The organism is Acidovorax sp. 94, from assembly GCF_003634645.1.
Lineage (GTDB): Bacteria > Pseudomonadota > Gammaproteobacteria > Burkholderiales > Burkholderiaceae_C > Acidovorax > Acidovorax facilis.
Genome location: NZ_RBJA01000001.1, coordinates 2565916 through 2577808 on the forward strand (window position 1 = coordinate 2565916; position 11893 = coordinate 2577808).

Below are 11893 nucleotides of genomic sequence, written 5' to 3' on the forward strand. Positions count from 1 at the left end.
AGGTTACGGATTTTTACGCGCGTTGGAGGCAGTGGGCGCGGTGCAGATGGAGCCCGTCAGCAATTTAGTGGCGGAGGCGTGGCCTGACAAACAGGCGTATACCTGCCAAGCAAGATAAAGCCGACGGCAGGCGGCACACCGGCTCAAATGCCCTGGGTTGTGATTGCTGTGCGCTCGCGCAATGCAGACAGTATGTGCCGCGCTGCCTCAGCGGCGCTGCTGCGCGCAGTGTCCACCACGAGCCGCTCCTGACCCCAGTGCGCGTAATCGTGCTGCAACACGGCCTGCCAAGTCGGCACCAGCAGCCCTGGGACTTCCATGGCCCGCGTTTCCACCCGCCGCTGGTGCTCTGCGGCATTCGAGCAAATCACTTCCACCTCCAGCAGGGGCACCCGCGTATCACGCGCCACGGTACGCCAGGCTTCGCGCGTCACCGGCAGCGGGTTGACGCAGTCCGCGAGCACCGGCATGCCCAGCGCAAGCTGGGTGCGCGCCAACGCATAGGCCACCCGGTAGCCCGCCGCGCCCACCTCTCCTGCCATCAGCACGCCGGAATCCCGCAGCGCCTGCTCAATGGTGTCGATACGCAGGTACACCGCAGGCCAATGCGCCAGCAGCGCGTGGGCGACCGTGCTCTTGCCCACGCCGGGCAGCCCGCCCAGCACCACAAGGATCGGGGCGGGAGCAAGGGTGGGAGCAGGGGCAATGGCTGCGCTCAATCCACCACCGTCAACTTGGCCACGCTGAGCGCCAGCCACTTGGTGCCGTGGCGCGGGAAGTTGACCTGCGCACGCGCGTCGTCGCCCGTGCCCTCGATGGCCAGCACCTTGCCTTCGCCGAACTTGGTGTGGAACACGTTGATGCCTGCGCGCAGGCCGTGGGACGGCGCGGTCTTCTGCACCGGGACGGGTGGGCTGGCAAAGGTCTCGGATTTAAAGCCAAATTGACCTCTAGCGCTTGATGGATATACGCCACCAGCTCCTGAATTAGGAGCATACGATCCAAACCCTTGCTGCTTGGGCGTAATCCACTTGAGCGCGGCCTCAGGCAGCTCGTCAAAAAAGCGGCTCTTGATGTTGTAGCGCGTCTGCCCATGCAGCATGCGCGTCTGCGAATGGCTCAGGTACAGGCGCTTGCGGGCACGGGTGATAGCCACGTACATCAGGCGGCGTTCTTCCTCCAGGCCGTCGCGGTCGCTGGCGGAGTTCTCGTGCGGGAACAGGCCCTCTTCCATGCCACCGATGAACACGCCGTCAAACTCCAGGCCCTTGCTGGCGTGCACGGTCATCAGTTGCACCGCGTCTTGCCCGGCCTGGGCCTGGTTGTCGCCCGCTTCGAGCGCGGCGTGGGTCAGGAAGGCGGCCAGGGGCGAGAGGGTTTCGCCGGTGTCGGCGTCCACGATGCCCGGCACGGCGGGCTTCAGGGGTTCGTCCAGCACCGGTGCGTTGGGGTCCAGCCCCTGGCTGACAGCGCTTTGCGTGAGCGGCGTGCCATGCTCGTCCAGTGGCAGGGCCACGGCGTCGCGGCCAAATCCTTCCTGCGTGACAAAACTCTCGGCAGCGTTGACCAGTTCCTGCAAGTTCTCGATGCGGTCGGCACCTTCCTTCTCCGTGCGGAAGTGCTCCACCAAGCCCGTGGATTCGAGCATCTGCTCGATGATGCCGCGCAGGTTCAGGCCTTGGGTCTGCTCGCGCAGCACATCGACCATGGCGACGAACGCGCCCAGGTTGGCGCCCGCCTTGCCGGGCACGGCGCTCACCGCGTCGTGCAGCGAGCAACCTGCGGCGCGGGCCGCGTCCTGCAGCACTTCGATGCTGCGCGCGCCAATGCCACGCGGCGGAAAGTTGACGACGCGCGTGAAGCTGGTGTCATCGTGTGGGTTCTCCAGCAGGCGCAGGTAGGCCAGCGCATGCTTGATTTCGGCGCGCTCGAAGAAGCGCAGACCGCCGTACACGCGGTAGGGCACGCTGGCATTGAACAGTGCCGATTCGATCACCCGGCTTTGCGCATTGCTGCGGTATAGCACGGCGATTTCCTTGCGCTCAAAGCCGTCGTTGCGCACGAGTTGCTTGATCTCATCGACCATCCACTGCGCCTCCGCCAGGTCGGAGCTGGCTTCGTACACGCGCACGGGCTCGCCCGCACCCTGTGTGGTGCGCAGGTTCTTGCCCAGGCGGCGGCTGTTGTGGCTGATGAGGGCGTTGGCCGAATCAAGAATGTTGCTGTAGCTGCGGTAGTTCTGCTCCAGCTTGATCTGGCGCTGCACATCAAACTCGCGCACAAAGTCGGTCATGTTGCCCACGCGCGCACCGCGAAAGGCGTAGATGCTCTGGTCGTCGTCGCCCACGGCAATCACGCTGCCGCGCGCTTCAAAGCGCCCGCCCACCTCGTTGCCCGCCAGCTGCTTGAGCCAGGCGTACTGCAGCTTGTTCGTGTCCTGAAACTCGTCCACCAGGATGTGCTGAAACCGGCGCTGGTAGTGCTCGCGGATCGGGTCGTTGTCGCGCAGCAGCTCGTAGCTGCGCAGCATCAGCTCGCCAAAGTCCACCACGCCTTCGCGCTGGCATTGCTCTTCGTACAGCTGGTAGATCTCGACCTTCTTGCGCGAGTCGCTGTCGTGCGCCTCCACGTTGGCGGGGCGCAGGCCTTCTTCCTTGCAATTGGCAATGAAATACGCCAGCTGTTTGGGCGGAAAACGCTCGTCGTCCACGTTGTGCTGCTTGCACAGGCGCTTGATGGCCGAGAGCTGGTCTTGCGTGTCCAGAATTTGAAAGGACTGCGACAGGCCCGCCGCCTTGTGGTGCGCGCGCAAAAGGCGATTGCACAGGCCGTGGAAGGTGCCGATCCACATGCCACGCACGTTCACTGGCAGCATGGCGGACAAACGCGCCACCATCTCCTTGGCGGCCTTGTTCGTGAAAGTGACAGCCAGAATGCCACCGGGCGTGGCATAGCCGTTTTGCAGCAGCCAGGCAATGCGGGTGGTGAGCACACGCGTCTTGCCCGAGCCTGCGCCCGCCAGTATCAGTGCGTGGCCTGCGGGCAGCGTGACGGCCGCCAGTTGCTCGTCGTTCAGATTGGCCAGGAGGGGCGATGCAGCCGAGGCCGCAGCAGCGTGTGGGGGCACCAGGGCTTCGGGTGCACCCGGGAACGGGTCTTGTGGGAACATGCGGCCATTGTAGAAAGCGCCCCGGCACCCTCCCCCGCCCGACCATGAAAAACATTGCCCGCACCCTGGCCAGCGTCCTGGTCCTCACTTACACAGCCTCAGCGCTGGCCCAGGCCAGCTGCAGCAGTGACGGCTTCCCACAGCCCGTGGCCATTTTCGAGCGCTTCATCAGTGCCGACTGCGAAGTCTGCTGGAGCGATGCGGCCACCCCCGCGCCCTCTGCCACGGCGGGCGTGGCGGTGCTGGACTGGATCGTGCCGGGCAAGGCCGGTGACGAAGCGCCCTTGTCGGCCGCCGCCACCAACGACGCCCTGGCCCGCCTGCAGACCCTGGGCCGCAAGCCCCCTGTCACCACCGATGTCCACACTGCGGCCATCGAGGCCGCCACGCCCGCCCGCCTGCGCGTGGCCCACGGCATGCCGTTTAACGACTACCTGGGCGCGGCCATCGCGTTCACGCCCGTGCAGCGCAACGTCGCAACGCCCGGAGCCATGGACTTTTACCTGCTGCTTGTCGAATCCGTGCCTGCAGGCACCGAAGGCACGAAAGTGGCGCGAAATATGGTTCGAAACATGCTCCACGGCACGTGGGAAAAGCGCGACAAGCTATCAAAAAAAGAGCAAATGAAATGGATGGAAACCCGGTCCATTCGCATCCCGGAAGGCGCAGAGGCCGAGCGGCTGCGCATGGTGGGCTGGGTGCAGGACGCCCAGGGCAGCGTCCTGGCGGCTGCGCAGTCCACCTGCCGATGACATCGGTGATACCGGTCATACCCGCACGGTTATAGGGTCTGCCAGGCAGGCGGGTAGAATCAATCACCGGGCCCAAGTTTCTTGACGCCCGGTTTTTTGTGCCCGCGCAATCTGCGGGGTTCGGAGCTGGCCACCACGCCAGTGCCCACAAAGCCGGTCCCAAGCCAAGCGCCCACGCCCGCGAAATCCTTCGCAGGCGACCTTTTCAAAGGAGCTTGGAATCTCATGGAAATCTTCGACTACGACAACGTTTTGCTGCTACCCCGCAAATGCCGCGTGGAAAGCCGCTCGGAATGCGACGCCAGCGTGGAGCTGGGCGGCCGCTCGTTCCGCATCCCCGTGGTACCCGCCAACATGAAAACGGTGGTGGACGAAAAGATCTGTACCTGGATGGCCCAGAACGGCTACTTCTACGTCATGCACCGGTTTGACCTGGACAACATTCAGTTCGTCAAGGACATGCACGCCAAGGGCTGCTACGCCTCGATCTCACTGGGCGTCAAACAACCCGACTACGACACCGTGGACCAGTTGGTGGCACTGGGCCTCACGCCCGAATACATCACCATCGACATCGCCCATGGGCATGCCGACAGCGTGAAGAACATGATTGGCTACCTCAAGCAGCACCTGCCCAAGGCGTTTGTGATTGCGGGCAACGTGGCCACGCCTGAAGCCATCATCGACCTGGAAAACTGGGGCGCCGACGCCACCAAGGTAGGCGTAGGCCCGGGCAAGGTGTGCATCACCAAGCTCAAGACCGGCTTTGGCACGGGCGGCTGGCAGTTGTCGGCCCTCAAGTGGTGTGCCCGCGTGGCCACCAAGCCCATCATTGCCGACGGCGGCATCCGCAGCCATGGCGACATCGCCAAGAGCATCCGTTTTGGCGCCAGCATGGTGATGATCGGCTCGCTGTTCGCTGGCCATGAAGAATCCCCCGGCAAGACGGTGGAAGTGGACGGCGCGCTGTTCAAGGAGTACTACGGCTCGGCCAGCGACTTCAACAAGGGCGAGTACAAGCACGTGGAAGGCAAGCGCATCCTGGAGCCTATCAAGGGCAAGCTGGCCGAGACGCTGATCGAGATGGAGCAGGATGTGCAAAGCTCCATCAGCTACGCCGGCGGCACCAAGCTGATGGACGTGCGCAAGGTCAACTATGTGATCCTGGGCGGCGACAACGCGGGTGAGCACCTGCTGATGTAAACCAGCACCCGGGCCGAGGTCAACGCGAGGTCAGGCCCGCAGCAGGTTTTGCGCCATGTGGTGCAGGTCATGCCCCGGCTGGGCCAGGGCATCGACGATGCTGAAGTGGTGCAGTCCGGGTAATGCCACGCTACGGGGCACGAAGTGGCTGCCCCAGGCGTTCTGCATCAACTGGTTCTGCCGTAGGAACTCGGTGCTTTCATCCGCCCCTACGGCGCAATAGAGCGTACCGATGGCGGGCTCCAGCAGGCGCGCCGGGCTGTACTGCAGCACTTGCTGCTCCGTCAGGTTCAACACCGTCTGGTACATGGGGGTGTGCATGATGGGCTCCAGATCGTGGACCCCGGAGATCGACAGCGCATTGCGCACCAGCCCATCCGGCAGACCGTCACCGATCAGCGGCCACACACTGGTGAGCAGCAGGGCCGCCAGGTGGCCGCCCGCCGAATGCCCGGCCACGGTAATCCGCTTCGGGTCGCCCCCATGGGCGGCAACGTGGTGCCACACCCAACCCAGTGCTTTCTCCATTTGCCGCACGATGTGCGGGATGGTCACCGGCGCCTCGGGGGTGCCTGGGCACAACGCGTAGTTCACCACCACCACACAAAACCCGGCCTGGGTAAAAGGCGGCGCAATGAACGAGTGATCGGATTTGTCGAGCGACCGCCAGTAGCCGCCATGGATGAACACCAGCACAGGCACCGGCCCGCCCGTGGTACGTGCAGACGGAAACACGTCCAGGGTTTCCCCTGCACCGCTGCCATAGGCCACATCCAGCACACACGGGACGTTGGCCCGCACCTGCGCAGAATCCCGTGCCCAGCGCTGCAGGTAGTCCATGTGGTCGGGCACCAGAGCACGGTTGTTGTACATGCGCTCCAGCCAGGCGGGGTCATGCAGGGGCAAGGTCATGGGTAGGGTCTCCTGGGGCTGTGCGGCATCATCATTCCAATCTAGCCATGCTGCAAGCTCCGTGACAGGGTGATGCACCAAAAAGGCACATGATGCACACAGAGACAACGATCCCGGATGAATGACGCCATGACCACCACCCCGCTTCGCATTGCAGTCCTGGGCATTGGCATGATGGGCCGCCCCATCGCACGCCGCCTCAAGGAAGCCGGCCATCAGGTCCAGGTGTGGAACCGTACCCGAGCCAAGGCGGAGCCCCTGGCAGCGTTTGGCATCACCGTCCATGCCTCGCCCACCGAAGCGGTCCAGAACGCCGATGTGGTGATCAGCCTGCTGGAAAACGGCCCTGTCGTAGGACACGTCCTGTTCGAATCCGGAACGGCCAAGGCGATGCGCAAAGGCGCCCTCTTCATCGACATGGCCTCCATCCAGCCCCGCGAAGCACGGGACCACGCCGCCCGCCTGGGCGAGATGGGCCTGGCCCACCTGGATGCACCTGTATCAGGTGGGACGGTGGGAGCAGAAAACGGCACGCTCGCCATCCTGGTGGGCGGGCGCCCTGAAGACTTTGCGCAGGCCCAGCCCGTGTTCGCCGCCTGCGGCCGCGCCACCCATGTGGGCCCGCACGGCGCGGGCCAGCTCACCAAGTTGGCCAACCAGATGATCGTGGGCATCACCATCGGCGCGGTGGCCGAGGCATTGCTGTTTGCAGCCAAGGGCGGCGCAGACATGGCCAAGGTGCGCGAAGCCATTCAGGGAGGTTTTGCAGACAGCCGCATCCTGCAACTGCATGGCCAGCGCATGGTGGAGCGTGACTTTGCCCCACGCGGCCGCATGGCCGTGCAGCTCAAGGACATGCGCAACGCCCTGGCGACGGCCGGCGAGATCGGCTTCGACGCGCCCATCACAGCCCTGTTCGAGACCCTCTATGCAGAAGGCGTAGATCATGGCCTGGGCGAACTGGACCACAGTGGCCTGTTTGTCGAACTCGCCAGCCGCAATGCCATGCAATAATTTTCTGGGTTGCTTGCCAAGCCACAAAAAACTAGTGCATAATTCGAGGCTCTGCAGCAATGCAGAAAGATTTATAAAAAGTTTGGGTTCTTAGCTCAGTTGGTAGAGCAGCGGACTCTTAATCCGTAGGTCGAGTGTTCGAGTCACTCAGGACCCACCAAACAAAAGCCGCAAGGCGCACAAAGCCGGTGCTACTTCAACGTAGCGTCGGCTTTTTTGTTTTTCTGGCTACGACAGAGGCGCAACACACCCCTTCCTCGGCTGGCTCCGTTCTCAGCAGCATCTTCAGGTTACAAAATAACCTCATCTTGCTCGCACATATGCGCTGTGCACCATACGCTATCCAGAAGAACCCGTTCCCGTTGGTATTGCGACACGAGGATTTTCATGACTCCAATACTCCTGAGGCGGACAGCACTTCTCACAGGACTGAGCCTGCTCGCGCCCGCCACGCTGTCACGCGCACAAGGGCAGGAGCGAGCAGTGGCAGGCTTGGCGCGCGGCGGCCAATGGCCTGCCTGGGATACCTTCAAGTCCCAATTCACCAGCGAGGAAGGCCGGGTGATCTCGGACGACGGGGAGGGAGGGCGCACCTACTCGGAAGGCCAAGCTTACGGACTTTTCTTTGCCCTGGTCGCCAATGACCGCAAGGGTTTCGACACCCTCCTGCGCTGGACCGAGAACAACCTGAGCGGCGGAGACCTGGGCGCACGCCTGCCCGCGTGGCTGTGGGGCCGTCGGCCGGACGGAACCTGGGGCGTTATTGACAGCAATGCGGCCTCCGACGCCGACATCTGGATTGCCTATGTCTTGGGCGAGGCGGCACGCCTGTGGAACGCCCCGCAATATCGCGCCTTGGGGGCTCGTCTGGCCGCCCGCATCATCGCAGAGGAGACCGCAGACCTCCCTGGCCTGGGGCCGAGTCTGCTCCCCGGGCCAAGCGGCTTTGTGGAGCCCGAAGGCCGATGGAAGCTCAACCCAAGCTATATGCCGTTGCAGGTCATGCAACGGCTGGCCACGCTCTACCCCCTCCCTGCCTGGAGGCAGCTCACTCAAAGTTCTGAAAAAATCATCATGGGAGCCTCCCCCAAAGGCTACACCCCTGACTGGACTTTGTACGACGCACGGCAAGGCTTTCTCATTGACGAAAAAGGCAAGGAAAAAGGCCAGGGCGCCTACAACGCGATTCGCGTCTACCTGTGGGCAGGCATGCTGCACCCTGCCGCACCTGGCCGCAAGCCCTTGCTTTCTGCATTGGCCCCCATGGCGAGATACGTGCGCGAACAGGGGTACCCACCTGAATCGATTGATGTACTGACAGGACAGGGCTCAGGCCCCGGTCCGGCAGGCTTTACGGCAGCGATGCTGCCCTTTTTGCAGGCGCAAGGCGATAGTGCTGCATTGAAAGCGCAGCTCAGCCGCCTCATCGCAAATCCCGTGCGATCCACGGCGTACTATGAACAGACTCTGGCCCTGTTCGGACTGGGCTGGATGGAGGGGAGGTACCGGTTTTCATCCGGGGGTCAACTCCTGCCGCAGAAAACCAAGCCCTGATAGCGGCTCTTGCCGCAACGGCCGTCATCGGCCCTGCCCGAGCCCCCCCCTGCCCGATGTTCTACCCGTTGCCCACCCGATGAATCCCAACGCCCACACACTTTGGCGCGCGCCCCAATGGACCCTCGCCGCCCTCCTCGCCGTACTGGGCATGCTGGGGCCTTTCTCGATTGACACCTACATACCTGCCTTCACAGGCATTGCCAGTGCTCTGGGCGCCACCCCGGTGGAGATGCAACAGACCCTTTCGGCCTATCTCTTTGGTTTTGCGTTCATGAACCTCTTCCATGGAGCACTCGCAGACAGCTTTGGCCGGCGACCGGTTGTCCTGTGCGGGATTGCCATGTTCACGCTGGCCTCGGCTGGATGCGCGCTGTCACAAAGCATCGGCCAGCTCATAGCGTTCAGGGCATTGCAGGGCTTGTCTACGGGCGCAGGCATTGTGGTGTCGCGTGCGGTCATCCGCGACATGTTTCCCCCAGCGCGCGCGCAGCAGGTGATGAGCCAAGTGACGATCTACTTTGGCATAGCCCCAGCCATCGCTCCCATCGTGGGCGGCTGGCTCTTTGTACATGCAGGCTGGCACAGCATCTTCTGGTTTCTGACCTGTGTGGGCGTGGTGCTCTGGGTCGCAAACTTCAGGCTCCTGCCCGAAACATTGCAGGCCGAGCATCGCCAGCCGTTCAATGTGCCCCATCTGATGCGGGGGTACTGGCAGCTGGGGTCAAGCCCTCGATTTGTGCTGCTGGCGCTCGCAAGCGGCGTTCCTTTCAATGGGATGTTCCTGTACGTACTGGCAGCACCTGCCTTTCTGGGCGAACACCTTGCACTAGCCCCCACGCAGTTCTTCTGGTTCTTTCTACTGACCATTTCCGGCATCATGGGCGGCGCGTGGCTGAGCGGGCGTCTGGCCGGCAAGATCGCTCCAAAACGACAGATACGGCACGGCTTTGTGATCATGTTCACCGTAGCCGTCTTCAACCTGGGAGCTAATCTGCTCTTTCCCGTGCACGCAGCCTGGTCGCTGCTGCCGATTGCAGTCTTTGCGTTTGGCTGGGCACTGATGGTGCCGGTAGTGACCCTGCTGGTGCTGGACCTTCACCCCGAGCGCCGCGGCATGGCCTCGTCCATGCAAGCGTTTGTCGGCTCTACTGCGAACGGCATTGTGGCGGGCATCCTGGTCCCTTTGGTGATGCACTCAACGGTTTTGCTGGCCTTCGCATCGCTGCTCATGATGTGCGTGGGCATGATGGCTTGGATCTATCTGCACCATCGCTGGCCCGATATTGGCAGGACTGCAACGCCAGGTTGAGCCCCTGGCGTTTGTGAATTGCCCTGCGTGCTGCAACGATGAGACCTCACTCTACGCCCCGCCAAGTCAGTGCGCACCAGCGAGAGTGGGATTCCAGGCGCCCGAGTACAACGCCCAGCCTAACTGGAAGCTTGGCAAGTTTGTCGATGTCGAAGCGTTCAAGGCGGTAGAGGCACAGTAGGCACCCTGGTGAAGCCTCTGAAAGCCGCTATTACCACCAGGCACTGGGGCCATCGATGCCTCGGAGCGCAACTTTCTAGCCAGGGCGCCAACCGAGCGGCTCCACCGCTACGCAGTTCACGCCGGCTGAGTTCTGAAGTGCACCCCACGGCACCTGACGCCAAGCTTCCGTGCAACCCGGAGGGGGTCCTATGACAGTTGCCGCCGGTCCACCCCTTTTTCCTGGTAGTACCGGATTTTTTCGGCATACATGGCCTGGTCGGCGCGATGGATGGCCGCTTCGACCATGTCGCCCGAACGGCACGAAGCGACGCCCATGGCCAGGCTGATCGGCTGGCCCGGATAGAACTGGTTGTTCAAGTCCAACATGGAGAGAATGCGCTCTTGCAACGCAAAGGCGCTGCGCTCGTCCATGCCGGGCAGCAACACCGTGAATTCGTCTCCGCCAATGCGCGCGGCGCAGGCTGGCGGGTCCACCGCCTTGGCCAGTACTTCGCCCACCCTGCGCAGCATGGAATCGCCCGCAGCATGGCCCTGCTCATCGTTCACAACCTTGAGCCCGTTCAGATCAATCGCAATGATGGACAGAGGCCACGGCCCCTTGCGGGTGACACGATTGAGTTCTTCCGCATAGAAGGCCCGGTTGCGCAGCTGCGTCAGGACGTCATGCTTGCCAAGGTACTCCAGGTAGGCTTCGGCTTTTTTGCGCGCCGTGATGTCCACCAGCGACAGCAGCACCAGCCCCCAGTCCGCAAGATGGTCTGCCAACACGGAAAACTGCATGTGGATATGCACCGCATCCCCCGACAGCGCGTAGTTGACCACTTCGCGCTGCTGAAAGGTCTTGCCCTCCCACAGGTCCAGCAACTGGTCCGCGAAGGACTCATGCATCTCACCCCTAAACACCCGCCCGATGTTGTTCAGAAGCATCTCCTTGCTGGACGCACCGAACATGCGCAACGTCTGCTGGTTGACATCGATCACGCGAATCTCCTGCATGCAGCGCGTGACGAATTCAGGGTGCACCGTGATGAAGGTCTTGAAATCGTCAATGCCCTGCGCGCGAACACCGTCGAGCAGGCTTTTCACGGCACTGAAATCCTCGACCCACAACGAGACCGGGGAGTGCTCGAACAAATCCCGTGCATATTGTTCGCTGCGCCGAAGTTGGCTGGCACTCCGCACTTGGGCCGTGATGTCTTCCAGCGAAAGCAGAACGCGGCTCCAGTCCGCTTCATACCCTGGAAGGATGCGTGCGCGAATCTGAACGTCAAGACGCCGGCCATCCAGCGCATAGTTGACCGTCTGGTTCGAAAACTCCAGCTGCCCGGACCACAGTGCCGCCAGCTCATGGAAGACCGCATCGTGCATGTCATCCCTGAAGACCTGGTCCAGATTCGCTTCAAGCACCTGTTGGTTCTCGGCCGCAAACAGCTCCAGCGTGCGGCGATTGACTTTCAACACCTTGAGGGCAGCGCTGCATTGCCGCACCCTTGCGGAGTCCTGAGCAAGGTGGGCACGAAGATCGGAAACACCCGCAGCGCGCCAGCGATCAAAAAGTTGCTTCAGGGCGCTGTAGTCCTCCAGCCAGAGAGACACAGGCGCCAGTTCGAACATGTGTTCGAAGTCTGCCTCGGAAGATAACGAAGACGACACTGCAGATTCCTCCCTGGGCAATTATTGTCGAGCTACTCTGCGTATTCTTGGTCCAGGGTCCCCACAACAACAAAAAAGGCCAGCACCTTGCGGTACCGGCCTTTGCAACAGGGGTGGCGCTAGCGCCACAGACCTGTCAGC

At 62.6% G+C, this 11893-nt stretch carries 9 protein-coding genes and 1 tRNA gene; 6 read left to right on the top strand and 4 right to left on the bottom strand.

Features of this window, described 5'->3' with window-relative positions; all coding sequences use genetic code 11:
* Positions 1-143: 143 nt before the first annotated feature.
* Entirely contained in the window at positions 144-719 is a 576-nt protein-coding gene (locus C8C94_RS11780; RefSeq protein ID WP_121420839.1) for an AAA family ATPase, read from the bottom strand.
* Complete coding sequence (locus C8C94_RS11785) at positions 716-3169, bottom strand: UvrD-helicase domain-containing protein (protein ID WP_121420840.1); 2454 nt, start codon at positions 3167-3169, stop codon at positions 716-718. Before C8C94_RS11785 ends, C8C94_RS11780 begins: the two co-directional genes overlap by 4 nt.
* Before the next feature lie 44 nt (positions 3170-3213).
* On the opposite strand from C8C94_RS11785, the gene C8C94_RS11790 reads away from it, so the two are divergent.
* Positions 3214-3921, top strand: coding sequence for a hypothetical protein (locus C8C94_RS11790; RefSeq protein WP_121420841.1), 708 nt, complete (start codon positions 3214-3216; stop codon positions 3919-3921).
* A gap of 225 nt (positions 3922-4146) precedes the next feature.
* Complete coding sequence (locus C8C94_RS11795) at positions 4147-5124, top strand: GMP reductase (RefSeq protein ID WP_121420842.1); 978 nt, start codon at positions 4147-4149, stop codon at positions 5122-5124.
* Positions 5125-5154: 30 nt separating this feature from the next.
* Here the strand turns inward: C8C94_RS11795 and C8C94_RS11800 are convergent, their stop codons facing one another.
* Positions 5155-6036 (bottom strand): alpha/beta hydrolase, encoded by an 882-nt coding sequence (locus C8C94_RS11800; protein ID WP_121420843.1) that lies wholly within the window; start codon positions 6034-6036, stop codon positions 5155-5157.
* 129 nt (positions 6037-6165) lie between these two features.
* Between C8C94_RS11800 and C8C94_RS11805 the strand changes: the two genes are divergently transcribed.
* The 4 genes from C8C94_RS11805 to C8C94_RS11820 all read left to right on the top strand — a co-directional run bounded on the left by C8C94_RS11805 (position 6166) and on the right by C8C94_RS11820 (position 9916).
* Positions 6166-7050: an NAD(P)-dependent oxidoreductase gene (locus C8C94_RS11805; RefSeq protein ID WP_199731243.1), complete on the top strand. Its 885-nt coding sequence runs from the start codon at positions 6166-6168 to the stop codon at positions 7048-7050.
* Between the two features lie 84 nt (positions 7051-7134).
* A tRNA-Lys gene (locus tag C8C94_RS11810) sits at positions 7135-7210 on the top strand.
* A 227-nt stretch (positions 7211-7437) separates the two neighbouring features.
* Positions 7438-8604 (top strand): cellulose synthase complex periplasmic endoglucanase BcsZ, encoded by a 1167-nt coding sequence (gene bcsZ / locus C8C94_RS11815; RefSeq protein ID WP_121420845.1) that lies wholly within the window; start codon positions 7438-7440, stop codon positions 8602-8604.
* Positions 8605-8683: 79 nt separating this feature from the next.
* Positions 8684-9916: a multidrug effflux MFS transporter gene (locus tag C8C94_RS11820; protein ID WP_121420846.1), complete on the top strand. Its 1233-nt coding sequence runs from the start codon at positions 8684-8686 to the stop codon at positions 9914-9916.
* A 369-nt stretch (positions 9917-10285) separates the two neighbouring features.
* On the opposite strand, the gene C8C94_RS11825 is transcribed toward C8C94_RS11820, so the two are convergent.
* Positions 10286-11752 carry a sensor domain-containing diguanylate cyclase gene (locus C8C94_RS11825; RefSeq protein ID WP_305000483.1) on the bottom strand — a complete coding sequence of 489 codons (1467 nt, stop codon included), beginning with the start codon at positions 11750-11752 and terminating at the stop codon, positions 10286-10288.
* Between the last annotated feature and the right edge of the window lie 141 nt (positions 11753-11893).

Bases quoted from the DNA above. Each gene is read 5' to 3' on its own strand.
- C8C94_RS11820 (WP_121420846.1), top strand. From the start codon at position 8,684: ATGAATCCCAACGCCCACACACTTTGGCGCGCGCCCCAATGGACCCTC.
- C8C94_RS11790 (WP_121420841.1), top strand. From the start codon at position 3,214: ATGAAAAACATTGCCCGCACCCTGGCCAGCGTCCTGGTCCTCACTTAC.
- C8C94_RS11795 (WP_121420842.1), top strand. From the start codon at position 4,147: ATGGAAATCTTCGACTACGACAACGTTTTGCTGCTACCCCGCAAATGC.
- C8C94_RS11800 (WP_121420843.1), bottom strand. From the start codon at position 6,036: ATGACCTTGCCCCTGCATGACCCCGCCTGGCTGGAGCGCATGTACAAC.
- bcsZ (WP_121420845.1), top strand. From the start codon at position 7,438: ATGACTCCAATACTCCTGAGGCGGACAGCACTTCTCACAGGACTGAGC.
- C8C94_RS11785 (WP_121420840.1), bottom strand. From the start codon at position 3,169: ATGTTCCCACAAGACCCGTTCCCGGGTGCACCCGAAGCCCTGGTGCCC.
- C8C94_RS11805 (WP_199731243.1), top strand. From the start codon at position 6,166: ATGACCACCACCCCGCTTCGCATTGCAGTCCTGGGCATTGGCATGATG.